The organism is Lactococcus sp. LG1267 (genome assembly GCF_017309545.1).
Classification (GTDB): domain Bacteria; phylum Bacillota; class Bacilli; order Lactobacillales; family Streptococcaceae; genus Lactococcus; species Lactococcus petauri.
In genome coordinates this window covers 1,678,571-1,704,450 of the sequence record NZ_CP071295.1, presented here as the reverse complement: position 1 = coordinate 1,704,450, position 25,880 = coordinate 1,678,571, and the positions used below count along the sequence as shown (strand labels likewise).

Genomic DNA, 25,880 nt, shown 5'->3' with positions numbered 1-25,880 from the left:
GGAGGAAGAAAAAATTGGAATATAACTTGCTGGGAATCTCAGCATTAATCTTAATCATTCTGGGTCTTACATGGCTTAAGGATGGAGAAAAAATGGACCCCCCATTGAAAAAAAGGATTGTCATTGATTTAGTGACAATTGTATTATTCTGGGGAGTATTTGAGTTTTATAACTTTTCTGGAGTAAAAGAATACAACAATGAAATAGCATTAGTGATCAATGGGTCGCTAATGTTTTTCTTTGCACGGATGATTCAGCTAATTTGTCAAATTAATCCATTGTTTCAAGAACTCTTTGCCTATTTAAAGTCTAAAGGGGTAAAGATTGAAAACATTGATGAGAAGAAAGTAGGAGATGAAAATGAAAAAAATTATTAAAGCCACGACAATTGCAATTCTAGCTCTGACGAGTTTTGGAGCAACAAGCCAAGCCTTTGCGGCAGTAGGCGACCAAGGTGTGGACTGGTCAAAATATAACGGCTACCAAGGAAACTTTGGTTATGCCAGTGATGAATTCTCTATTGCACAAATTGGGGGAACCTATGGCGGGTATTACGTGGACCAGTTGACTTATAATAGTCAAGTTCAAAATACTCTGGCACAAGGGAAACGTGCGCACACTTATATTTGGTATCAAGTGGGTGGCTCCATTGAACTTTCAAAAGGCGTGCTTGATCGATATTTGCCACAAATTGCTACACCTAAAGGCTCTATTGTCGCTCTTGATTATGAGAGCGGGGCGAGTGGAAATAAGCAGGCGAACACAGATGCTATTCTTTACGGAATGCGACGTGTGAAAGAAGCAGGATACACACCAATGTATTACAGCTACAAGCCTTACACAATTGCAAATGTGGACTACAAACGCATTATTAAAGAGTTTCCTGGATCACTTTGGATTGCGGAATATCCAAACTATGAAGTAACTCCAACACCAAACTGGAATTTCTTCCCAAGCATGGATGATATTGGTATTTTCCAATTTACCTCAACTTATGTTGCCGGGGGATTAGATGGTAATATCGATCTTACAGGTATCACGGATAATGGATATGATGGAAAAATACCAGATCCAGCACCAACACCAAATCCAACTCCAGACCCTACTCCAACACCAAGTCCAAGCAATAAAACTCACATTGTACAATATGGCGACACATTGAGCAGCATTGCTTACAATTGGGGTACAAGCTGGCAAGAATTGGCACGTCAGAACGCTTTGAGTAATCCTAACCTTATTTATGCAGGTCAAGCAATCAGCTACTCAGGTGGCTCAAATTCGGCAACAGGCGGAACTTATACTGTACTATACGGAGACAATCTCTCAGTTATTGCACAACGTTTAGGCACAACTGTGCAGCATCTTGTTTCAAGTAATGGCATTCAAAACCCTAACTTGATTTATACAGGTCAAACTTTAAATTATTAATACAAAATTACCCCTAGCCATAACGGTTAGGGGTGTTTTTGTTATTTTTGAGTAAGAGTGTCACTTTCTTTAATCATCTGAATAAGTCCCTCTGGTGTAAGGTCGGTATTGTTTATACTTACAGTATTCCAGTGTGTTTTGTTCATATGATAACCTGGGAATACACCACGGATTTGTCGAGCTTCTTCACCATGCTCTGGAGTAAGTTTTAAATCAATTAATAGTTCATTGTCTTTTTCAAAAATTAAGGCAATAATTTTTTTATTCGATTTTTGTCTGATTGTTGTCCATAGGATTTTTTCTCGGCTATTATTGTTAAATGGGTAATCCTCAAATGAAGTTGTTTGTTTTAAAACTAAATTAATTAATTCTTCTCGTGTCATCTGATTTCCTTTCTATTAAAGGTTATTGTATCACAAAGTTAAGTGAGAGGATTAAGTCCATTGACCGGGCTTTTTGCTTTGTCTAGAGATTGAATAGTGATATAATACAAGTACCAAAAGAAGAAGCTTGCTTCTAATTTTGTTTTTCTTAGCTCCCGGTCTTATGGCTGGGAGTTTTTTGTTATAATAAAAATATAAAATTTATTTTTATAAGGAGTATTGATGAAAGAAACTATTATTGGCATTATTGACAAGCTGAATATCCAGATAATACTTTTAGCAATTTGGTTTGTTTCAATATTGGGCGTATTTATTCCTAAGGAATTTATTGAATACTTGGGGCTATTGCGGATAAAAAATCAATATCAGTGGATAACTTCACTAACTTTTTTAATTTTATGTGCTTACTACCTTGCCTTACTGTTATGGATGGCAAAAGCGAAGTTATTTACTAGGATGGAAAATAGAAGGTTAAAAAAATATTTTCCTAAAGTATTAAAAGAGTTAAGTGTTGCTGAGCAGAGGGTATTACTTTATTTTTATGAAAAAAACGAACAAAAGTTTGGATTAGAAGCAAAACTTAATATTCAAAGTGCTGCAGTCAATGTTCTCTCTTCTAAGATGATTATCAGCAGAGGTGCATCTATGGGGAGCTTATATGAAGGAGTCAGCTATTATATACAACCTGGTGCACTTGATGAACTGAATAGAATGTTAGTTAACGGAGAAATAAAAATAGACGGCGAAAGCTACGAATGGGTTACATACGAGAAATAAGTTAAAACTGTGTATAATATATGCTATAATTAATATCTGTTCTTAATAGGTAAGCCCCCATTTATTGGGGGGTTTTTATTTTTCTACACTTAATACTTGATATATACACACTTTTTGTGTATAATGTAAATATAGTTAAGAAAGGAGATGAAGTATTGCCAATGACACCTAGAGAAATGGTTAAATTTCTCAAAAAGAATGGCTTTATTGAAAAAGGTCAACGTGGAAGTCACAAAAAAATGTTTAATCCAAATACTAAGAAAATAACAATTGTGCCAATGCATAATAAAGACTTAGGAAATGGTTTAGAGGCAAGTATTAAAAAGCAAGCTGGTCTGAAATGACCAGTAGGGCTTTTGCTTTATCTCAGAAAGGAGAAAAAATGTTACTATATCCAGCAGTATTTAAAACAGATGGAGATTATATCTCAGTACACTTCCCAGATGTACCAGAAGCAATGACTCAAGGGAAAGACCTTGATGAAGCTTATAAAATGGCTGAAGAAGTGCTAGGGTTTGCTTTAGAAGATTATACAGAAATGCCTAAAGCAAGCTCGATTGAAGAAGTAAAAAAAGCGGAACCAGATGCAACTATCGCACTGATTGCAATTGATATGGTTGCTTATATGCGTAAGTATCATTCTAAAGTAGTTCGAAAAAATGTCAGCATTCCTGAGTATCTTGCAATCTTAGCAAAAGAACAAGGTATAAATGCGAGTCAAGTTTTAACGGAAGCATTGGAAGAAAAAGTGAATTTTGGTTAAAAATAGAAATTGATTATAAAAATGATAATCAAAACCTGTAAACACCTTATATATCTATATTTATAATACTCCCCTCGCCTCCATTGACCAGTTTATATAGATTCTTATAGACTAGAAAATCGCTCTATTGAGCGGTTTTTTTCATACAAAACAGCGCCTAATCAAATAGGCGCTGTTAGTTATGCTATCGCTTCTAAATTATACACGGCTTCTTCAATGGTGTTGCCGAGACTACTTAATGAAGTAGTCGCATCTACCATAGAAGCTTTAAATAAATTCGTTGAAGTATCTAGAGATACTGTGTATTTGAAGTTTTTAGTGTTATTAGTGAATGTCATATGCATTCCCCTTTCTTGTTTCTCTTCGAAAGGACACTATAACGAATATAACGAAATTCTATCCTTATTGTAGCACAATAAACTTAAAACACAAACTTCATTTACTTAAATGTTTGTTAAAATTCCACTGCTATCCTTTGATATTAAATAATATAGACAGGCAGCGATGGACCATGCCCAAACGATATGTCCAAAAAACTCTGAGAAATGTTCTGCGAAAGGTTGTTTCCAAGGAGCAGGGATGGTTTTCATCACAGGCAATAAAACGATATGCCAAACGAACCAGATGATGATTCCATAAGCAGCACCTTGCCAAAGGGCAATGCAAGGCCAATATTGTGCAATGAAAATAAATAATGTAGCAAAGACTATGGAAAAACTAAAATGCAAAATTAAAGAAAACCAATACACTTTTTGATCACGCGAATACAAAACATAAGCATGAGTAAGTGAAGAAGGCACTCCAAATTGCTCCAGCATACGTTGGGGTGGATTAGTGGCATTCCTTTCAGAGGTTCTAGGTGGAAGGATTGCTTCCCAACCAATCTTAACCATTCCAGAAATCATACCTGAAATAAAGCCATACCAGATACTTTGAAAAATTATTTCCTGAAGAGAAGCGCTAGGGATAGTAAATGAAAACATAGAATGACTCCTTTTAATATAATTTATATTTTAACAAAAAAACTTTGTAAAATTGTGTACTAAAGCTTCATAAATAAAACCCCTATACAGTAGGAGTTTATCTATTTATGAAGTTGTGAGTTGTATAAGGAGTAAGCAGAGTCAGAATAGTTTTTGAATGTTAGATTTTTATTTCCTTATTAATCCTTTTTTAAATCTTGAGTGCTAAATTTTGAATGATATCCATAAGCTGCTAAGATAACAAATACAGGCAAGGCTTGAATAAGATAGCGACTTCTCCCACCTTCAAAGAGAAGCAAGAAGAGCATAAGTCCAATCATAGATAAAAGTAACCACATAACTTTAAAATCATATCTTGATTTTAGAGTTGAAAGTAAAATCCCAAAAATCATAACGATATAGATAATTTGTGCAAAGAACCTGTAGAAAAAAGTATTTTTTCCATTGGCATAACCTCTACCATTGCTATCAGTATAAATAAAGCTTCTTAAAAACTTTCCGAAATTTGAATGAATAAAAGGTGAGAGTTTTTTGCTTGGATTGAGATTCTGTGTGACAAGGAAACCAGTTTTACCTCCACCGTCTGCGCCCCAAGCATAGGCACCATCACGGACAGTTTTACAATACTTTCCATATAGGAATTTGACATATCCTAGAGTTCCTAATTGTTTCAGTCTTTGCTTGAAGACGTCAATATTCACCTCTTTCTTTTCCTTAGCAGTTTTGGCTGATCTGGTAAGTCTCACGTCAGGTACATTATACATACCATTTTTAGAGATGCCTAACATCAAAAAATGAGTCATAGGAAACGCTTTATTTTTATCAAATTGAACATAGTTTTGATTGTTTTTATAAAGTGTAAAAGGCATTGCAAACACTAAAGCACCAATAATAAAGACTAAGAAGGAGATAAAGAAAGGTTTGAGTTTTCTTAGCTTAAGTATTGAAATTAAAAAGTATGCTATCACAAAAATAATTGCAGAGGGCTTTAGATAGTAAGCTATGGAGCTGAAAAAACCAGCAGAGAGTAAAGATATAAGTCTATAGTGAGCCGAAATATTGTCTTGGTTCCATCGAGTCAAAAAGAACATCCCTAAGCTCACAAAAGGCAACACAAAGGTGTCACTGTATGTGTTTAAAAACCAAGGACTAAAACCGAGGGTTGCTATAAAAATTAAGATACTGTATCGAGCGGTTTGTTTATCGAAAAGATGCTTTGCTGTAAAATATGACATTGCTATAGAAAAATCTATTGCTATGATATTTAAAAGTTGTAAAAGAGTTAGACTATGAACGACTCTCATGAATAAGAAAAGTAAAAAATTATTAGGATAGTTCTGGAGATAGGTCCATTTTTGAGAATTTATATCGCCCATAGCAGCATGATATACTCCATAAACATCATATCCTGAGAGGCCTGAAGCAAATAAAAGAGTAACTATTTGAAAGAGAACCATAATCCCAAATACTGCGACAATATTATTACCTAAAAATCTTATAACAGAGGATACCCAATGTTTTAAATTATTGCGATTCAGATAAGATACGATCAATGCTATTAAGCTAAGTATGAAGATATAAGCTCCATTTTTTGAGTAAATTTGCTCTAAAGAAAAATTTTCTGAACGAATAGCACTGAAAAGCCAAAAAGAACTCAAGAGAAAAGCTGCTACAAATAGTGCCTCATATAGAAAAAATTTTTTAGTGATTATTTTTTTTGAATTCTTTATCAAGAATGATTACTCCCATAAGTATAGTGGTCCCATATTTAAACTGAACAGAAAATTCCCTTGGAGATAAAATGAGTTATATTTTCTGTCTATTTAATATTGGGCTTTTATACCTGTATTATAGATAAAAAATACCGATTATGCAATTTTTTATACGACTAAAGTTGCATATTTTTGATAATTTTTTTAAAAATATTTTCTAAAATAAAGACACAAAAAAGAGACATTTATATAGAAGAAATAATTATAGAATCATAAATAAAATCAAGAGTTTGTGTGGGCGAATTCGCCCAGAGTTAAGGGGTCTCAAATTTGATTATTACAATAATGTAAGTCTATTTTAGACAAATTTGGAGTAAAATAATGCTAGCAACTTAATGTTGTGAGTTGAATGGAAAAATAAAATGAAAAAAATATTGTTTGGTTTTTTAGGTGTACTCTTAATTTTAGACATTGGCTTTTTTTGGGAAAATATTAGCTATACACAAACGATTTACTTTGCACATGTTCAAGGGAAGGTAAGTGCGAAAACACTTAAAAATTCGGATGGTACCTTAGGTCACTATAATTATACGGTAAAGGGAGTGAGCTCTAGAGGAGCTCTTAGGGAGATTCATCTTGAAACGGATCATCAAATCCACGCTGGGGCTTATCTAGAAATTCACGCGGACAACAAAAAGGACGCAACCAGCTGGAAAATCAGGAAAGAGTATGAAATCCCTAGAACGGCATTAGATAAACTTGATGAATAGTGGGTTCTTCAAATTTAATAAAAAATGAATATTACTTTCTTAAGAAAATGTAAGTTGTAACTGCAAAAATAAAGGTAAAATAATTTTATAGAAGAAAAATAAATGAGGTATGAAATATGAAAAAAGTATTAGTAGGAATCATGGCACTTGTATTAATTGTTGTCGGCGGAGGTTATGCTTGGTATCACACAGCATATGGTGGCGACAGTTACTACGTTCATATTCAAAAAGATGGTATTGCTAAAAAAGAAAAAGATGATTCGGGGCAAGAATTTACGAGGTACTATTATACGTTGACCGGTTATAATGAAAAGGGTGAAGCCAAAGAAATGGAATTCACTGGAAGTCATAATCTCAGACATGATGCTTATTTAAGACTAGTATATAACGATAAGAAAGGCGTAACCAGCTGGGAGGAAGTTCAGAAGCAAGATATTCCTCAAAAAGTACGGAATAAAATTTAGAAAAATTTACTTATAAAAAAATCTACGGTCTAAGACCGTAGATTTTTTATTTATTATTTATAATTTAGGAATAATTGGTTATTCGGCTTTGGGGTATGTATTTGTTGCTACATCATAAGTTACAAGATAAATAGTGCCATCAGGTAAAATCTTGTATAAACCAACGGTTCCGCTCCCACCATTTGCTCGCATTTCTTTTGAAAAAACTTGAATTACAAAAGAATCTTGCGTATTCACAGTATCAAAATAATAATCATCTGGATTAGAAAGATAGCTCTTAAAATAATTAAGTACAGTATCCTTAGTAAAATTATTGCTGTCAAGTTGGGCAGCTAAAGTAAAATCAGCAGTAGTACCAGCATTATCTGTAATCTGAATTGTTTCAATCTTATCTGCTGTTGCATTAAAGTTGATCTCTATCTGGCCTTGATTAAAAAGATAAACTTGGTTAAAGGGTTGATTTTCGGTCTTAGATTTAAAAGTACTTTCGTTGATAATGACAGAGCCAATATCTTTTCCGGTATGAGAATAATATTCAATGTGGTCTTTGGTGATGATTAGAAAGTCATTGTTGCTGTTTTTATAGAGCCCATGAAAGTTTGAATAGTCTCCTTTAGCAAACTGTTCTAAAGCTTCAGGATAATTATTTTGCTGCTCACTTGATGCGACAGTATCCTGAGAAGAATTAGGAGCAGATGTAGAGGAGGAACTGTGAGCACTTGACTGTTTATCTTGAGCAAAATTGGCAGTATCCTCTTTTTTATCCGCTCCACAACCAACAAGTAAAAGTAGTGGAATAAGTACTAATATAATTTTTTTCATAAATTAATCTCCTGGTTACAGTATATCATAGATAGAAAGAGTACGCTTTCTTTTACTGTAAAAGAGTAATTTTATAGAATAAAAGGAAAAAAGATGTGAGAAACCTAAAAATAATGCTCTAAACTTTCTTGATTAAATTAAAACAACATTTCATTTTGTTTTTACAATAGTCGATGATACAATAGAAAGGTTACTTTTTTCAGAAGGAGAAGGATATGGAAAACAAGAGATATAAAGAACTGAAAATCGCTGAGAAGGGCGCGTGGATTAGTATTTCAGCATATATCATTTTAGCTTTTACAAAGATATTTATGGGGATATTTGCAAATTCGGAAGCGTTGCGTGCGGATGGTTTGAATAATTTTACAGATGTGATTGCTTCAGTTTCCGTACTCATAGGCTTGAAACTTGCCCGCAAACCAAAGGATAATGATCATCGTTATGGACATTGGAAATTTGAGAATATTGCGAGTATGATTACTTCCTTTATCATGCTGATGGTTGGACTTGAAGTTTTATATTCTTCTTTTGAAAAGATTGTCAATAATTCTTTCACACCACCAAATCCTTTATCTGCATTAGTCGGTATTGGTTCTGCTTTAATCATGGTGGCTGTGTACATTTATAATAGTAGATTAGCAAAAAAAGTTAATTCGCAAGCCTTGATGGCAGCAGCAAAGGATAACTTAAGTGATGCTTATACATCAATTGGTGCGGCTGTAGCAATTGCGGCTTCTTATCTTCACTTTTATATTTTAGATACAGTAGCGGCTTTTATTATTGGTATTATCATTATCAAAACGGCCGTTGAAATTTTCAGAGAGAGTAGTTTTACTTTATCTGATGGTTTTCCTGAGGAAGATTTGGAAAAATATAAGAAGGATATTTTAAAAATTCCTGGTGTGAAAGGAGTACCTTTTCTTAGAGGAAGAACTTATGGTGCCAATATTTTTCTAGATATCGTTATCTATGTGGATGCTCAACTTTCAGTTGCGGAAAGCCACATGATTACCGAGGAAATTGAAAAACAACTGTCCGAAAAGTTTGAAGTTTTTGATATTGATGTACACGTAGAACCTTTTCCTGAATAAAAAAGTACCGGTAATTTACCGGTACTTTTTTGCTTACATGATAGGTAAGAATGAAGGTAACATCATCATTCCAAAAGAAATAATGATGAAAAGAGCAATCGCTACTTTAATAATTGAGGTAAATAAAATTTTAACCATTCCTTAATTCTATCAAAAGAAAGAAGATAAGCAAAAGAAGCTTAAAATTTTTTAAGCAATGAAGGCCAGCATTTTTGTGCCTACATAAATAAGAAGAAAGAGGCAAACTGCTAAAATAAGCAGTGCTTGAATTAATGCCTTAAAATAAATTTTTATCATAGATGAATTTTAACAAAAATGGCAACGAGAAGCAAAACTTCTGTGATAATGGTTTATCTTATGAAGATGAAAAAACATCACACTCTGCATAGTCGGTAATAAAAAAAGACCTTGACATTTCAAGAGCTTTTTAATTAGGGGAGAAAAGATTCGGTAGATGAAGTCTCGATTTCAACAGTGGGATAGTTTTCTTGATAGACTTGGTCAAATGCGCCAAAATAACTCATCTGTCGTGTAGTGAAATCAATCTCTTATCGGATTACGCCCGCTTTCCAAAGTGAAACCAAGAATTCAGGGAAGGAAATTTTACCAGCTTGGTTTGCACGAATATTTTTGATAAGAGCAATTTGATCAAAATCTGGGCAAGGCCCAACACGTCCAATTAAAGGGTTCCCCGGATTTACAAGTGAGCCAGCTTGCGAAAAGTAGAAGCTGTCTCCAGAAGGGAGGTGCCATATATTTTTTACAATTCCTTCCTGTCTTAAACATTCGGCTAGATAGGGAAATCCCTTAGATTCAGCGCCGATATGGTTTGCTTTGAGCATTGCTCTTTGAATATTTTTTGAAATCATGTGTACAATCTCTTTTCTATTCAGATGTCTATGATGCCATTAAACCATAATTTAGGTAAGAAGTAAATTTTTGAGGATATATTTAGGGGAAGAGAATTAGATTTTTGAGTACAAAAAAAGGCATCTACTTAAACGTGTGAAGTAGATACCATCACGAGGAATATTCATCCATTGCTATGAGCTCCTTATGCTAATTCTTCCAAGTTTTGCATTGCTTCTTCGATGGTACGACCAAGCCCAAAAACAGCTGGATCATTAGCCAAAAATACTTTAAAAATATCTTTTGAAGTATCCAAAGATACAGTATACTTGAAATTTTTGTTTTTGTTAGTGAATGTCATAATGCATTCTCCTTTCTCTATATTATATCGACGAAAGGACACTATAACGTACATAACGAAATTCCATAATTATTGTAACACATTCTTTTAAAAAGTACAAAAAAGCTACTTTTAAAAGTAAACCGGAACATTTGCTCTAATTTTTCACTGAAATATTTGAATTGTTACGAGGAAAGAGCGATAATAGACTTAAGGAAAGAATGAAGCGGAGGTACTAATGATGGAAAAACAATATCACAATATTTTAGTTGCACTAGATGGTTCAGATCAATCTTATAATGCAGTGCACGAAGCAATTACTTTAGCAAAGAGAAACAACGCAAAACTTCATGTTTTGACTGTTAAGGATATGGAGCATCATTATGGCATGACAGGCTTTGGTGTCGTCGAAAATCCTGAAATTGATATGATGGCGCAAGATATCCTGAAGAAAGCAGCAGAGATTATTGGCGAAGAAGTACCTTATGAGAGTTATGAGATTGTTGGTGCACCTAAGCATATGATTGTCCAATTTTCCGAAGATAAGAAGATGGATTTGATTGTTATTGGCGCAACTGGAGCAGGTATGATTAATAAACTTATGTTAGGTTCAACCACCCAGTTTGTTGTAAATCATGCACCATGTAATGTCTTGGTCGTTAAATAGATCCAAAAAGTAGCTTGTCATCGACTTATTTAAAAGCATTAATTTTTAGTGTTACTTAAGAAAGTGGCGATATAATACAAGTATTCCAGTAAGATGTTTATCTTATCACTTCAATGCGCTCACTTTGTGGGCGTATTTCTTTTATGCCTTTTTCGGTCGAGCATTGCTTTCAAGGAAATGATTTCGTTTTTAGGGGAAGAAAATGTACAATAGAAGTAGAGAAAGATATAAAAGGAGGAATGTTTATGAATGACTATTATAAAAATATTTTGGTTCCTGTGGACGGATCTGAACAATCTTACAAAGCAGTAGATGAAGCGATTCGCATTGCCCGTCTCAATCATGCAAAACTACATGTTCTGACTGTAAAAGATATCAATAAATATTATGGTGCTGTGCATAAAGGTATTGTAGAAACACCAGGATTGGATCAACTTGCGCAAGATATTTTGGCAAACTGTAAAGATATTATCCGCGAACAAGTTGAATATGAAACTTACGAAATTGCAGGTAAGCCAAAACTAAGAATTGTTAATTTTGCAGAAGAAGAAGATAAAAATATTGACTTAATCGTCATTGGTGCAACCGGAACAGATATGTTTGACCGCCTTTTAGTAGGCTCAACAACAAATTACGTCATTAATCACGCACCTTGCAATGTTATTGTGGTTAAAAAATAGTATCCTTTGTTTGATTTAAGAAAGAAAGGTTATACTTTACTTGTTCCAAAATTTTTCATAAAACTCCCAAGTCCTCGTATTGCGAGGGCTTTTTTAATTTTTAAATAACAGTCTCGAAGAACCTTCCTTCCATTTGACATACAACCTATAAGCCAGGAACGTAAAAGCAAATTTTGTTGTATTTTTGATCCTGTTAAAGTGCAAAAAATATTTGGATAAGAAAAGGACTTTCGTATTTTTGTTTTTTGGAAAGATTTGCTTATTGTGTTCATTTTAAATATATGATATTATGTAAGTGTGAGATAAATGAGAAGTTTTTTGTGAAATAATATTTCGCTACAAAATTTTCTTATGAACATCTGTAAAAAAACCTTAATTTTATTGAAAGAAGCTCCTGTTTTCAGGGGCTTTTTTCAATATTTTTTTATTTTTTAGCCCATTTTTTATTGAATTATATGATTTTCTCTTTCAAAATAACTTTTCTATTATTATTTGAGAAAAATATCGTGAATAGATATACAAAAAAGTGAATTTTATTTCATTTTTTCTGTATATTTTTTTGTTTATACAGGTTAATTGGCAATAAAATTAAGGTTTGTCTAAAAAATGCGAGTGAATAAATAGTTAAAGAAGGAAGAGTAGAGAGTGTACAAGAAACTGCTAAAAAAAATAAATAATTTATCAGAAATTGTAATGAAATTTAGTGACAAAGAACTCAGGAATAAAACCGGTGAATTAAAAAAACGTATTTTAAATAATGAGAAAGAAATTGATATTATTGCCGAGGCTTTTGCAGTAGTTCGCGAAGCAGATCGAAGGGTGCTAGGTTTATATCCTACAGATGAACAAGTGCTCGGTGCTTTAGCCCTTTATGAGGGGCAAATTGCTGAGATGAAGACTGGTGAAGGAAAGAGTTTAGTGGCTACCTTACCCCTTTATTTAAAAGCTTTGTATCTGGATACAGTCTTTCTAGTGACAACGAATGATTACTTGGCCAGTAGGGACTTTGAACGTATAGGTACTGTTTATCAATGGTTAGGGTTAGAAGTCGCAAATGGTACGAGTGATCCTGAGGAAGAAGAATTTGATGTAAAAAAAAGACAAGCAGTTTATGCTGCAAATATTATTTATATTTCAAATGGAACTTTGGCTTTTGATTTTTTAATCGATGGTTTGGCTGAAAAAAGAGAAGAGAAGTTTATGTCGACATTGACTTATGCTCTTTTAGATGAGGTAGATGAGATCCTTCTAGATAGTGCGCAGATGCCCTTGATTATTTCAGGTGCGCCAAAAGTTCAATCCAATTATTTTGAGAACACGAATGCCTTCATTACGATACTCCAAAAAGAAGCTGATTTTAAATTGGATGAAGAACAGAAAAATGTTTGGTTGACAGAAAAAGGCATTACAAAAGCGAAGAAATATTTTTCGATTTCAAATCTTCTTGATCAACAGTTCTTTACACTCTACCAACATATAATATTGGCCTTAAAAGCACATCATACATTAAAACGAGATCGAGATTATCTTGTGGAAGAGGGTGAAGTTAAACTGCTTGACCGCAAAGATGGGCGAATTTTAGAAGGCTCGAATCTACAAAATGGCTTACATCAAGCTATTGAAGCAAAAGAATTTGTTGAATTAAGTAATGAAACACAAACGATTTCATCTATAACTTATCAAAATTTATTCCGTCAGTTTCGACAGTTGGCTGGTATGTCAGGCACAGCAAAAGTTGCGGAAAATGAATTTATCAATACCTATAATCTCCCAGTAAAAATGATAAAAACTCATAAAAAAAGTATCCGAGTTGATCACAAACCGAAAAGTTACACAAATTTTGCGGCTAAATTAGAAGCAAGCCTTGAAAAAATAACTTCTTTACATGCTGAAGGACGTCCTGTTCTCGTCATTACAGGGTCTGTTGATGCTTCAGAACTTTATTCTTTGAATTTACTTAATATAGGAATTCCTCATAATATTCTTAATGCAAAGAGCAGCTCTAAAGAAGCGCAAATTATCTCTGAAGCAGGACAGGTCGGAGCGGTGACTATTTCTACCTCTATGGCTGGTCGAGGTACGGATATTAAAATCTCGGAAGAAGCTAGTGAAAAAGGAGGGCTTGCAGTTGTTATAACTGAGCGGATGTTAAATAGACGTATTGAATTACAAGCCAAAGGTCGAGCAGGTAGACAGGGAGAACCTGGGGATACTTATACCTTTGAATCTTTAGAAGATGATGTTATTAAAAATTTCGTCCAAGAAAGCATACAAACTTATTATGAAAAATATAAAGAAGTTACAAAACCGATTCGTAATTATAAGGTAAAGCGTGCTTTTAGGAAAGCTCAAAAAATTTCAGAACAAAATGGTTATGATGAGCGAATAAAGGCTCTCCAATTTGATGAAGTTTTACGCCTGCAGAAAGAGCAAGTAAATAAGAAGCGTCAAGAAATTATGGAACTTAGAAGTGTGTCTGAAGCTTTATTAATCGTAAATCAGAGTGCAGAAATTGTCGTTAATGATTATTTTTCAACTAAAGAGAGACAGACATCACATACTATACATGGACTAATGTCAAATTTGTAGACAGAAAAAAGTGTTAATTGATTGAATTAAAGTAATTTTCTTCTTTCTGATTAGGAGTGAGTCCAAGATTAGCCGAATGTGGGTTGTAATTGTTATAAAAATTCTCAATATATTCAAAGCAATCTAATTGAACCTGTTTCATATTTTGATAATTTTTTCGGTTGATTTGTCTATGCTTCAAATACTTGAAAAATGCTTCAGTAACGGCATTATCATAAGGATATCCAGGCTTAGAAAAAGAATGCATGATATTATTGTCATCAATTATTTTTCTAAATTCAATGGCCTTAAATTGTGAACCTTGGTCAGAATGGAAGAGAAGTGTTCCTTCAATCTTTCTTTTATTAAGTGCTAATTCTAGAGTGTCACATGCTAACTTTGCATCGATACGATGACTGAGTTTCCAAGCAATACATTTTCTAGAGTAGAGATCAAGTATAGCGCAGAGATAGACATGTTTCTTATATCCGATAGAAATATAGGTGAAGTCTGTTGTCCATACTTGATTTGGTTGGTCAGGATTAAATTCTTGCTTGAGTAAGTTCTGAGGGTACGTTTTTTGAACTTCTTTAAGTGAGCGTTTTGGCTTAACGGTTGCCATTTTAGGGAGCGCCATATTCTTCATGAGACGGTAAATTCTTCCTTCAGAGATTTTTGTATCATAGTCTCTTTGAAGAATGACCTTGATAGACTTCACACCAAGTCTTTTGTTTGCTTTGGTATAAATTTGAAGTATTTGTTTTCTATAAATTTGATTATCCAGTTCTCTTTTTGAGGGCTTATGTTTTAAAAATTTATAGTAAGTAGAACGATTGACATGTAAAACACGACACAAGGTTGTTGTGGCGTGTTCAAAGCGTAACCGATAGACAGCGAGGAGTCTTACTTTAAGTTTTGCATGAATATGGCACTTGCTTTTTTTAAGATGAGGTTCTCCTCTTCAAGCTGTGCATTACGTTTTTGTAGGTCTTGTATTTGTTTGGCAGTAAGTACAGAATTATCTTCGAGTTTAACTTGAGAATACTGTTTGATCCATTTAGAAAGTGCTGTTTGAGATACACCATAGTCTTTACAGAGTTCAGACTGAGTTTTTCCAGTTTGATAAAGATTGACAAGGGATTGTTTGAATTCTTCATCGTAGCGTTTAGATTTTGACATAGGATGTCCTTTCGTTTTCATGTCTTTTAAAACAGATTATAACACATAAAGTTCTGTCTACTTTTATAGTATACATCCACCAATGGGTGCATATTTTTACTCTATTTCTCTTATTAATATGGGGATGCGTGAGCTTTTATTTAAAAAAATAAAGATAATTCATGCAAGTAAAGGTACAGAAACAGTATAAAAGTATTGACAAATTAAAAGAAAGAAAAAGGTTAATGAATAAGAAAAAGGGACTTATAAAACAAGTAACACGTTTTAAAATGCATAAGTCGGGAAAATTTTGGGTAATCTCCAGTTTAACGCACTTTAGCTGGTTAAATTTATCCAAAAAATCCGCACAGCAAGTTAAAGCAGAAATTAAAGAAACTTCTTACCAACTATTATACGGTGAAGAAGATGAATCAACATATAAAACAAGATTTGGTTCGGGACTAAAAGCTTTAACTGGACTTGTAGCAGGTCTTGGATTAGGTGCCGGGATTTCACAAGGGCAAACCTATGCTGAAACGACACAACCATCAGTGGAGAAGCAGAGCGGAAAAGAAACATTAGCTCAAAAAGATAGTGTCGCAATTAAGTTAGAAACGAGTGAATCTGAAACGAATACTAACTCTGTATCAGAGTCACAATCACAATCACTTTCTACATCTGAATCAAATTCTGAACTTGCATCAGAAGCTCAAGTACTGCAAGGTCCAGTTCGAAGAGCTGCTTATGATGACGGACAAGTCACTGAAAACCAGATCTATGACGTTAATTATAAAGGTTATTACTATCAGTCCAGTAAAGGGACGGATCCTTCAAAATATGACGGTTTGATGAAGGTTCAGATGAATAAAGATAATGTAACCGTTCAATTTGATCCAAGCAAACCGCTCCCAAGAAGTGTTGCGGTTAAATTAAAATCTGAAGCTGATCCTTCTGTTCCACAACAAAATGTATTGAATTTAACTCTCGGAAAAACGGTGACAGATTATACAACCCAAATTTCTTATGATGGAGATTTGAGCACTTATTGGACGAACTATATTAAGAAACATCCAGAATGGGCGGATACAAATCCAGCCATTCAAATTGTGGTAAATGATGGACACTGGATTGCGAATGAAAATGGATGGACAACAGTTAGCCGTTATGAAATTCCTGTAATTAGTGATTCATCCTCTACATCAGAAAGTGTGAGTGGGTCTGAATCTATTTCACAATCAGAAATTGTAAGTGACTCAGACTCGAAAAGTGATTCAAAAAGCTTATCCGATTCTAGCTTTGAATCACAATCTGATTCGGATTCAATTTCAAAGTCGGAATCTGTATCTGAATCATTGTCAGAGACCCTTTCTGAGTCAAGCTCAGAATCAATATCTGACTCCCAGTCGATTTCTAGCTCCGAATCTACTTCAGAAACCCTTTCTGAATCAAGCTCAGAATCAATATCTGACTCCCAGTCGATTTCTAGTTCTGAATCTTTATCAGAAACCCTTTCTGAGTCAAGCTCAGAATCAATATCTGATTCACAATCAATTTCTGGTTCTGAATCTACTTCTGAATCAGAAGTTATAAGTGAATCTGAGAGTGTTTCAAACTCTGTGAGTGATTCTCTTTCAGTATCTATGAGTGAGTCAGAAAGTGTCTCAAATTCATTAAGCGGCTCTCAATCTGTATCCATAAGTGAGTCTAATCGAAATTCAAATAGCGAATCTGTTTCGGTATCTTTAAGTGGCTCAGTGGAAGATTCAGAGAGTGATTCTGCCAGTCATTCACTATCAGTAAGTGAATCTAATCGAAATTCCAGCAGTGATTCTGCAAGTGTTTCGAATTCTACAAGCGACTCAAACCGCGCTTCTAATTCGGAATCTTCTTCACTTTCAACTTCCATGAGTGATTCACAATCAGAATCAACATCAATTTCCGATTCTCAAAGTGTTTCGCTATCTGATTCAATCCGCGATTCAAATTCAAATTCAAGCAGTAGTTCAGAATCTCTCTCAGACTCGATTCGAGATTCTTTATCAGAGTCTGTCTCAACTTCAGGATCAATAAGTGACTCAGCTTCAGTCTCAACTTCTATATCTACATCGCAAAGCACGTCACTTTCAGACTCAAAACGTGAGTCAGTTTCGGAATCTGCATCAGAGTCATTGGCATCAAATTCAGAGACGAATTCAGCCAGTGAGTCAGCATCAGAGTCTGGTTCAACTTCAGTTTCTCAGTCGATTTCCGATTCTATTTCTTCATCAGAGTCGGGCAAAGGCTCAATTTCTGATTCGATTTCAGAGAGTCTTTCTGTAAGCGGATCTATTTCAACATCAGATTCAGATCATGCTTCTGTAAGTGAGTCAGTATCAGATTCTCACTCACTTTCAGTTTCAGAATCGATATCTGATTCTGTATCTTCCTCGGAATCAGGACAAGGTTCAATATCTGATTCAGCTTCAGAAAGTACATCGGTGAGTGAATCACTCTCAAATTCTGAGTCAGAACGTCAGTCTTCATCAGATTCAAGTTCTGAATCAAACTCGACATCCGTGTCCAACTCAGTAAGTGATTCAGAATCGATTTCAAGCTCTCTTTCACATTCAGAACCTATTGTGTCTGGATCAGAATCTGATTCTTCAAGCCAGTCAACTTCAAGCTCAGAATCGACTCGCGATTCACAGAGCGAATCTTCAAGTCTTTCTGACTCAATCAGTGCATCGTTATCAGACTCAATTAGTGATTCTGCTTCGAATTCATCCTCACATTCAGAATCAACGCAAGACTCAAACTCCGATTCAGTGAGCGGATCTGTCTCTACGTCTGATTCGAATCGTGAGTCAGCAAGTGAGTCAAGCTCAGAATCAGGCTCTATTAGCCTATCAATTTCAGAATCAATTTCAGAGTCTACTTCAATAAGTAGCTCAACTTCCGAATCAACGCGTGAGTCTGAATCCGATTCCTCAAGCACGTCACATTCACTTTCAGTTTCAGAGCAGGAATCAAGTTCAGATTCAGCAAGTGAATCAAGTAAAAATTCAAGTAGCGATTCATCTTCTGATAGTAGCTCGCTCTCAGAGTCAAGTCGTGAGTCAAGTTCAGAATCCAGCAGTCTCTCAACTTCGCTTTCAGATTCAAATCGGGAGTCACTCTCCGATTCAGTATCTGATTCTCGTTCGCTTAGTGAGTCGACTTCCGTCTCAGACTCAGCATCTAATTCTCATAAAGATTCGCAATCAGATTCGAATCGTGAATCAACATCTGACTCAAACAGTCATTCGGCCTCAGTTTCAGATTCAAATCGAGAATCAAGCTCAGAGTCAAGCTCAGACTCACAGTCACAAAGTGAAGAAGTATCACAGTCAGAATCATTGTCAGCTTCAGTTAGCGAATCACTTTCTGACTCAAACCGTAATTCTATATCGGACTCAATAAGCGAATCGACTTCAATTTCGACTTCGGAACGTCCATCAATTTCTGAGTCTGTATCAGAATCGCTTTCGACAAGTACCTCAACAAGTGATTCAATTTCAACTTCGGTATCAGTATCAAGCTCAGAAAGTACATCACTTTCCGAGTCAAGTCGTGATTCCTCTTCAGATTCAGCCTCAGAATCACTTAATTCTAATTCGAATACAAATTCGGCATCAGAATCAAGCTCAGAATCAGCTTCAATTTCGACTTCGAACTCAGTCTCTGATTCTGTTTCGTCTTCAGAATCTGGACGAAATTCAAGTTCCGACTCAAGCTCAGAGAGCAGCTCAGTTTCAGATTCTGCCTCAATATCTGATTCAGAGAGAAATTCACAAAGTGATTCTGAGTCAGTTTCAAGTTCTACCTCTGACTCTGTTTCAGCTTCAATTTCTGACTCAAGCTCAGATTCTGGACGAAATTCAAACTCCGAGTCAAGCTCCGAAAGCAGTTCAGTCTCAGAATCAATTTCTCAATCTGATTCAGAACGTGTTTCGACAAGCGATTCTAGCTCTGACTCAAGCTCCAACTCGACTTCAGTTTCAGCTTCTGAGTCACTCTCGGCTTCTGAATCGGGACGTGAGTCAAGCTCGACTTCAGCTTCAGAAAGCACTTCATCAAGCGACTCATCATCACTTTCAGAATCAGGCAACAATTCATCTTCTGAATCTAACTCTGTATCTGGATCAACTTCAACGTCACAATCAGTAAGTGAATCTGCATCTGCCTCAAGTTCAAACTCTCATTCTGACTCTTTAGAATCAGGTTCTGAGTCGGACTCTCTAAGCGTTTCAAGTTCATTGTCTGATTCAAACCGTGAGTCTAATAGTGAATCTGCATCACATTCGTCCTCAATAAGCGAATCTAATTCGGTCTCAGTCAGTGAGTCGCTAAGTGATTCCATTTCTAATTCAGGATCAATAGAAGAATCAGTTTCTGACTCTACATCAGATTCTCTTTCCCTTTCAGGTTCGGAAAGAGAATCAACAAGTGATTCAGCAAGTCTTTCAACATCTACAAGCGAGTCTATATCACAATCAATAAGTGAATCAAGTTCGATTTCATCTTCATTATCAGAGTCGAGTCGTGATTCTCGTTCAGAAAGCCAATCTGCCTCTGATTCACAATCAGTATCAAGTCGTGAATCAACAAGCGATTCAAGCAGTGACTCTCTTTTAACAAGTGATTCCCTTTCAACCTCAGTAAGCACATCTGTTTCGGAATCAATTTCGCATTCAACTTCAAGTCGAGAATCAAGTTCAGAATCAGCAAGTCTTTCAACTTCACTGTCAGCTTCGGAACGTGACTCTTCAAGTGATTCAGCGAGTGAGTCAAGCAAAGCCTCAAGTTCAGAATCAGCTTCAGAAAGTCTTTCACTGTCAGAATCTGGACGTCAGTCAAACTCAGAATCAGCTTCAGTTTCTAGTTCTATGAGTGACTCTGCTTCACTGTCTGGTTCAGTTTCCGTTTCAATCAGTGCTTCAACGTCAAACTCAAGTAGAGAATCAAATAGTGACTCCGCCTCAGCTTCCGTTTCATCATCAGAGTCAAGTCGTGAATCACTTTCAGATTCGAACTCGTCTTCAACATCTGTAAGCAATTCTCTCTCTGATTCATTGTCAGTTTCTGGTTCAGCTTCAGATTCTCTTTCAACTTCTGAGTGGGCTTCTATGAGTGATTCAAACTCCGTTTCTGGATCTTTGTCGGAATCAAGTCGTGAATCACTTTCAGAATCAAGTTCTCTCTCAACTTCAATAAGTGACTCTATATCTGAGTCAAGTAAAAACTCAGCTTCAGAAAGTACTTCACGTTCAGAATCAACAAGAGATTCATTATCAGATTCTGCATCAAACTCACTTGAGTCTAATTCTGATCAAAACTCAGCGAGCGAGTCAAGTTCCGCTTCAGGTTCTCTTTCAGCTTCCGTTTCAAGCTCAGAGTCAAGCTCAAGTTCAGAATCAAGTAAAGCTTCAAATTCAGACTCCGCTTCAGAAAGTCTTTCAAATAGTGTTTCAGAATCACTTTCAAACTCAGCACAAGAGTCAAGCAGCGAATCAGTGTCAGGGTCACTTTCGGTTTCTGAATCAATTTCAGGTTCTATTTCTAACTCTGTTTCAAATTCAAACCTTAATTCTGATTCAGAGTCGGTTTCAAACAGTACTTCATTGAGTGAATCAGGCTCAAGCTCAGAGTCAGAGCTGGTTTCTACCAGTGATTCAGCTTCAGCATCAACTTCTGTATCAGAATCGCAGTCTGTTTCAAACTCAAGCTCAAGTTCAGAATCAAGTAAAGCTTCAAGTTCAGACTCCGCTTCAGAAAGTAACTCTGTCAGCAACTCACTTTCTGTTTCAGATTCAGAACGTAATTCTGACTCAGAGTCAATTTCCGCTTCCGTTTCAAACTCTATATCTCAATCTGAGAGCCAATCTGTTTCTGTTTCAACTTCAGATTCAAACTCTGAGCCTGTCGAATCTGGTTCAGACTCCGATTCGCTTAGCGCTTCAAGCTCGCTTTCAGAATCAAGTCGCGTTTCATCAAGTGAATCTTCAAGTCTTTCAGCATCGTTGAGTACATCACTTTCGACATCAGGAAGTCTTTCAGATTCAAACTCTGCCTCAAGCTCAGATTCGAGTCGTGAGTCATTGTCAGATTCTTCAAGTCTTTCTGCCTCGACTTCAGAATCAAGTCGTAATTCAGAAAGTAACTCAGCATCGCTATCTACTTCAACAAGTAGTTCACTTTCGACATCAATGAGTGATTCAAGCTCGCTCTCCGATTCGTTGTCAGCTTCGATAAGTCTATCTCTATCAGTATCTGACTCTTCAAGTCACTCAATCTCAGACTCTCTGTCAGATTCTGCACGTGATTCAATAAGCGAGTCGGTGAGTGATTCAAGCTCAGCAAGTGATTCAACTTCGAATTCTCTTAGTGAATCGATTTCGGACTCTGTTTCAGTTTCTAACTCAAGTCGTGATTCTATCTCAGATTCTGCCAGTCTTTCGACATCTGTTTCAGACTCTGCTCGTACCTCTCTGAGTGAGTCGGCAAGTGATTCAAGCAAGCATTCAAGTAGCGAATCAGCTTCTGAGAGTACTTCGCTTTCTGTTTCAGGCCGTGATTCGATGTCAGAATCTATTTCTGAAAGTAGCTCTCTTTCAGAATCAAGTCGTGATTCTCAATCTCTATCAAATTCAACATCAAGCTCGATGAGTGTTTCACAATCCGAGTCAAGAAGTAGTTCTAGCTCTGAGAGCAGTTCTCTTTCAGAATCAAGTCGTGATTCGCTCAGTGATTCTGTATCAGCTTCACAATCGGTGTCTGACTCAGCACGTGAATCTCATTCTGAAAGCATTTCAGTATCAAGCTCAATTAGTGAATCGCTTTCTGATTCGCGTAATGATTCAAGCTCAGAAAGCACTTCAAACTCTGACTCAACACGTGATTCAATTTCTGACTCAAGTTCAGATTCTCTGACTTCTAATTCTGATACAAACTCTATGAGTGAATCCAGCTCAACATCGGGGTCTCACTCAACTTCAATTTCAAGCTCAGAGTCTAGCTCAAGCTCAGAGTCTGGAAAAGCTTCAAGTTCAGAATCTGTATCTGAAAGCAGTTCAAATAGTCACTCAGACTCCCAGTCTGTATCTAGTCGTGATTCAGAAAGTGAGTCAAGCTCGGTTTCTGCATCTAACTCAGATTCCCAGTCTGTTTCTGAGTCAATCTCAATTTCGGACTCAGGACGCATTTCAAGTTCAGAATCTGTGTCTGAAAGTGTTTCAAATAGTTTATCTGGATCACAGTCAGATTCATCACGTCAATCCGATTCCGACTCATCATCTGAATCCAGCTCAACCTCACTTTCTCAGTTTGTGAGTGAGTCAACTTCGGTATCACAATCATTGTCTCATTCTGAACCTCTTGAGTCAGGATCAGAATCTGATTCGTTGAGCATTTCAACGTCTATGTCAGATTCGAACCGAACTTCAAATAGTGAATCAAGTAGTACGTCAGCCTCAGTAAGTCATTCACAATCACAGTCTAATAGCATTTCAGCCTCAGAGTCTGTTTCGACATCAAACTCTTCTCGTGAATCTGTTTCTGACTCAGTGAGTGCTTCAAGCTCGTTGTCAGCCTCAGAACGAGATTCAAATAGTGCTTCAACGAGTGCATCTGTTTCTGTAAGTGAATCTGTGTCAGAATCAATAAGTGATTCGACATCAGTTTCAACATCAGTTTCAGCTTCGAGTCGCGACTCTCTCTCTGATTCAGCAAGTGCTTCAACATCAACGTCAGCCTCAGAACGTGATTCAGGTAGCCTTTCCGCAAGTGAATCAAGCAAACTTTCAAGCAGCGAATCAGCTTCTGAAAGTACTTCACTTTCTATTTCCAGTCGTGAATCAGCTTCAGATTCAAGTTCAGAGAGTAGCTCAAGCTCAGATTCTAGCCGTCAATCAGCTTCCGAGTCTGCTTCGCTTTCCACATCAATGAGTCTATCGACATCAAGTTCAGTCTCTGAGTCAAGTTCAGAAAGTCGTTCACTTTCAGATTCAGCGCGTGAGTCTGTGAGTGCATCAGAATCAATTTCTGAATCGCTCTCTTATTCAAGTCGTGAATCAACTTCTGAAAGTCTCTCAACATCAAGTTCCGTAAGTGAATCTCTTTCAGGCTCTAGTAATGCTTCCAGCTCAGAAAGTACTTCAGCTTCAACTTCAACACTTGAATCAAGCAGTGAGTCAGTATCACATTCAACCTCTGGTTCACAGTCAGATTCAGTATCTACCTCACTTTCAGCTTCAGAATCTATAAGTGGTTCACAATCACTTTCAGGTTCACAAAGTGAATCTAGCAGTCAATCAGGCTCTGTATCTGAGTCCGTAAATAATTCTCAAAGTGATTCAATATCTGTTTCCTTATCAACATCGAGCTCAGAGCAAGAATCTCTTTCTGATTCGGTATCAACATCAGTATCAATCAGTGATTCACTTTCGACATCTTTATCCTTGTCAAGTTCAGAGAGCCTATCTGCATCAAATTCGAACCGTAACTCTACTTCGGAGTCAGCTTCAGAATCATTAGCTTCAAATTCTAATACTAACTCTGCAAGTAATTCGGCTTCAGGTTCTGCCTCACACTCAGTATCTACATCAGCCTCAGAATCACTATCTATTTCGGGTTCAGAGCAAGCTTCAAGCTCGGACTCAGTATCTGAAAGTGTATCTGTGAGTGGATCTGTATCCTCCTCAGCATCGGAAAGAGACTCTTTAAGTGAATCTGTCTCAGAATCCCTATCAGGCTCAAGTTCAGCTTCAATATCAGAATCAGTATCCTCGTCGGATTCAAGTAGAACTTCAAGTTCAGAATCAGCTTCAGATAGTTTGTCAATAAGTGAATCAATCGTTCACTCAACTTCAGAACGGGATTCGTTGAGTGAGTCAATCTCAACTTCAGTGTCAACCTCAGCTTCCTTATCTGTCTCAGATTCGGCATCAGCTTCAGAATCAGGGAAGGTATCAAGTTCAGAGTCTTCATCTGAAAGTAGCTCAAATAGTATGTCGGGCTCAATTTCTGATTCACAACGTGAATCACAGAGTGATTCAATTTCAGATTCTATCTCTATGTCTGGTTCGACATCAGTTTCAGAATCAATCTCAGCATCTCTTTCAGGAGAGCTCTCAAGTTCAGAGTCTTCATCTGAAAGCAGTTCAAATAGTCTATCTGTATCTCAGTCAGATTCTGACCGTGGATCAGAGTCAACATCGAGCTCAACTTCAACATCAAGTTCAGCTTCTCAATCCGTGAGCGAGTCAACTTCAGTATCACATTCACTTTCGCAGTCTGAACCAGTAGAGTCAGGTTCAGCTTCAGATTCGTTAAGTGATTCGACATCAGTCTCTGATTCAAACCGAAGCTCGCTCAGTGAGTCTGTGAGTCATTCCGTTTCAGCAAGTGATTCCGCATCATCTTCATTGAGTGATTCAGTCTCTGTTTCAGATTCACTCTCTGCTTCAGGACGTGAGTCAATGTCTGAGTCTGCCAGCCTTTCGACATCTATTTCAGCATCAGAGCGAGATTCTCTCAGCGATTCAGTGAGTGAGTCTGGTTCAACAAGTGCTTCGCTGTCGGTATCCACAAGTGATTCAGTCTCTGTTTCAGATTCCATCTCTGCTTCAGTACGTGATTCAGTGTCTGAGTCTGCCAGCCTTTCGACATCTATTTCAGCATCAGAGCGAGATTCTCTCAGCGATTCAGTGAGTGAGTCTGGTTCAACAAGTGCTTCGTTGTCGGTATCTACAAGTGATTCAGTCTCACTTTCATCATCAAGCTCTGAATCAAGTCGCGATTCCGTCAGTGAGTCTGCCAGTCTTTCAACATCTGTTTCAGCATCAGAGCGAGATTCTCTCAGCGATTCAGTGAGTGAGTCCGGTTCAGCAAGTGCTTCGTTGTCGGTATCCACAAGTGATTCAGTCTCACTTTCATCATCAAGTTCGGAGTCAAGTCGTGATTCCATAAGTGATTCAGCAAGTGATTCAACTTCGATATCAACTTCAAATAGAGAGTCTGTTTCAGAATCAGCATCAGAAAGTGGCTCAACATCGCTATCACTAAGTGATTCAGTCTCACTTTCAACCTCATCATCAATGTCTGAATCAGCATCTGTATCAACAAGTGAATCAATTTCCGCATCACTAAGTGCTTCTGAATCAACATCATTAGCATCTAGAAATTCAGAACACATGAGCACTTTGCCACATACTGGTGATAAGGACTCTATTGGCTTAGGTGTTTTAGGCTTAGGATTAATAGGTGCCGCAGCTCTAGGTAAGAAGAAAAAGAAAAAAGCTTAAGAACAAATAACAAAAATATTTAGAAAGGAATAAAATAAAGTAAAAAAGCAAGTACTAAGGTATTTGCTTTTTAGTTTATATTTGATGTAAAACAAAAGAATTTGAC

General features: G+C 36.4%; 20 protein-coding genes. 12 read left to right on the top strand and 8 right to left on the bottom strand.

The genetic code is table 11. From position 1 onward, the window contains the following. The first annotated feature begins 14 nt into the window (after window positions 1-14). Window positions 15-377: a holin gene (locus J0J33_RS08295; protein ID WP_206921671.1), complete on the top strand. Its 363-nt coding sequence runs from the start codon at window positions 15-17 to the stop codon at window positions 375-377. Beyond that, window positions 361-1,428, top strand: coding sequence for a LysM peptidoglycan-binding domain-containing protein (locus tag J0J33_RS08290; protein WP_206921670.1), 1,068 nt, complete (start codon window positions 361-363; stop codon window positions 1,426-1,428). Before J0J33_RS08295 ends, J0J33_RS08290 begins: the two co-directional genes overlap by 17 nt. A gap of 41 nt (window positions 1,429-1,469) precedes the next feature. Here J0J33_RS08290 and J0J33_RS08285 read toward each other — a convergent pair whose 3' ends face one another. Then, window positions 1,470-1,811, bottom strand: a complete 342-nt coding sequence (locus tag J0J33_RS08285) for an MmcQ/YjbR family DNA-binding protein (protein WP_206921669.1) — start codon at window positions 1,809-1,811, stop codon at window positions 1,470-1,472. A gap of 222 nt (window positions 1,812-2,033) precedes the next feature. Between J0J33_RS08285 and J0J33_RS08280 the strand changes: the two genes are divergently transcribed. From J0J33_RS08280 to J0J33_RS08270, 3 genes are all read left to right on the top strand, one after another. Beyond that, window positions 2,034-2,588, top strand: coding sequence for a super-infection exclusion protein B (locus J0J33_RS08280; RefSeq protein WP_206921668.1), 555 nt, complete (start codon window positions 2,034-2,036; stop codon window positions 2,586-2,588). 155 nt (window positions 2,589-2,743) lie between these two features. Further along, on the top strand, window positions 2,744-2,932 hold the full coding sequence (locus tag J0J33_RS08275; protein ID WP_206921827.1) for a type II toxin-antitoxin system HicA family toxin: 189 nt from the start codon (window positions 2,744-2,746) through the stop codon (window positions 2,930-2,932). A 38-nt stretch (window positions 2,933-2,970) separates the two neighbouring features. Next, window positions 2,971-3,351: a type II toxin-antitoxin system HicB family antitoxin gene (locus tag J0J33_RS08270; RefSeq protein ID WP_019335908.1), complete on the top strand. Its 381-nt coding sequence runs from the start codon at window positions 2,971-2,973 to the stop codon at window positions 3,349-3,351. A gap of 179 nt (window positions 3,352-3,530) precedes the next feature. Here J0J33_RS08270 and J0J33_RS08265 read toward each other — a convergent pair whose 3' ends face one another. The 3 genes from J0J33_RS08265 to J0J33_RS08255 all read right to left on the bottom strand — a co-directional run bounded on the left by J0J33_RS08265 (window position 3,531) and on the right by J0J33_RS08255 (window position 6,067). Further along, window positions 3,531-3,689 (bottom strand): hypothetical protein, encoded by a 159-nt coding sequence (locus J0J33_RS08265; protein ID WP_165716880.1) that lies wholly within the window; start codon window positions 3,687-3,689, stop codon window positions 3,531-3,533. Between the two features lie 105 nt (window positions 3,690-3,794). Next, a complete protein-coding gene (locus J0J33_RS08260; protein ID WP_206887476.1) occupies window positions 3,795-4,334 on the bottom strand; it encodes a DUF1440 domain-containing protein in 540 nt (179 codons plus the stop codon). Between the two features lie 179 nt (window positions 4,335-4,513). Continuing rightward, entirely contained in the window at window positions 4,514-6,067 is a 1,554-nt protein-coding gene (locus J0J33_RS08255; protein WP_206887475.1) for a glycosyltransferase family 39 protein, read from the bottom strand. A gap of 401 nt (window positions 6,068-6,468) precedes the next feature. Here J0J33_RS08255 and J0J33_RS08250 point away from each other — a divergent pair, with 401 nt between their 5' ends. After that, window positions 6,469-6,816 (top strand): YxeA family protein, encoded by a 348-nt coding sequence (locus tag J0J33_RS08250; RefSeq protein ID WP_165719723.1) that lies wholly within the window; start codon window positions 6,469-6,471, stop codon window positions 6,814-6,816. Window positions 6,817-6,932: 116 nt separating this feature from the next. Beyond that, window positions 6,933-7,280: a YxeA family protein gene (locus J0J33_RS08245; RefSeq protein WP_206887474.1), complete on the top strand. Its 348-nt coding sequence runs from the start codon at window positions 6,933-6,935 to the stop codon at window positions 7,278-7,280. Window positions 7,281-7,358: 78 nt separating this feature from the next. On the opposite strand, the gene J0J33_RS08240 is transcribed toward J0J33_RS08245, so the two are convergent. Next, on the bottom strand, window positions 7,359-8,102 hold the full coding sequence (locus J0J33_RS08240) for a hypothetical protein (protein WP_206887473.1): 744 nt from the start codon (window positions 8,100-8,102) through the stop codon (window positions 7,359-7,361). A 215-nt stretch (window positions 8,103-8,317) separates the two neighbouring features. Here J0J33_RS08240 and J0J33_RS08235 point away from each other — a divergent pair, with 215 nt between their 5' ends. Next, entirely contained in the window at window positions 8,318-9,193 is an 876-nt protein-coding gene (locus tag J0J33_RS08235; RefSeq protein ID WP_086582656.1) for a cation diffusion facilitator family transporter, read from the top strand. Between the two features lie 548 nt (window positions 9,194-9,741). Here the strand turns inward: J0J33_RS08235 and J0J33_RS08230 are convergent. After that, window positions 9,742-10,062, bottom strand: a complete 321-nt coding sequence (locus J0J33_RS08230; RefSeq protein WP_242526920.1) for a DUF1398 domain-containing protein — start codon at window positions 10,060-10,062, stop codon at window positions 9,742-9,744. A 185-nt stretch (window positions 10,063-10,247) separates the two neighbouring features. Further along, window positions 10,248-10,403, bottom strand: coding sequence for a hypothetical protein (locus tag J0J33_RS08225; RefSeq protein ID WP_225210226.1), 156 nt, complete (start codon window positions 10,401-10,403; stop codon window positions 10,248-10,250). Between the two features lie 220 nt (window positions 10,404-10,623). Here J0J33_RS08225 and J0J33_RS08220 point away from each other — a divergent pair, with 220 nt between their 5' ends. The 3 genes from J0J33_RS08220 (at window position 10,624) to J0J33_RS08210 (ending at window position 14,318) form a co-directional block, all read left to right on the top strand. Further along, window positions 10,624-11,049 carry a universal stress protein gene (locus J0J33_RS08220; RefSeq protein WP_086582694.1) on the top strand — a complete coding sequence of 142 codons (426 nt, stop codon included), beginning with the start codon at window positions 10,624-10,626 and terminating at the stop codon, window positions 11,047-11,049. Window positions 11,050-11,294: 245 nt separating this feature from the next. Beyond that, window positions 11,295-11,729, top strand: coding sequence for a universal stress protein (locus J0J33_RS08215; protein ID WP_206887470.1), 435 nt, complete (start codon window positions 11,295-11,297; stop codon window positions 11,727-11,729). Window positions 11,730-12,374: 645 nt separating this feature from the next. Then, window positions 12,375-14,318, top strand: a complete 1,944-nt coding sequence (locus J0J33_RS08210; RefSeq protein ID WP_240265721.1) for a DEAD/DEAH box helicase — start codon at window positions 12,375-12,377, stop codon at window positions 14,316-14,318. Between the two features lie 13 nt (window positions 14,319-14,331). Here the strand turns inward: J0J33_RS08210 and J0J33_RS08205 are convergent. Then, window positions 14,332-15,476, bottom strand: a protein-coding gene (locus J0J33_RS08205) for an IS3 family transposase (RefSeq protein ID WP_206889150.1) whose coding sequence is annotated in 2 segments (ribosomal slippage) — window positions 14,332-15,245 and window positions 15,245-15,476 — 1,146 coding nt in all. Because the reading frame shifts where the segments join, the coding sequence is not laid out codon by codon here. A gap of 224 nt (window positions 15,477-15,700) precedes the next feature. Between J0J33_RS08205 and J0J33_RS08200 the strand changes: the two genes are divergently transcribed. Continuing rightward, window positions 15,701-25,774: a KxYKxGKxW signal peptide domain-containing protein gene (locus J0J33_RS08200; protein ID WP_206921667.1), complete on the top strand. Its 10,074-nt coding sequence runs from the start codon at window positions 15,701-15,703 to the stop codon at window positions 25,772-25,774. Window positions 25,775-25,880 lie beyond the last annotated feature (106 nt).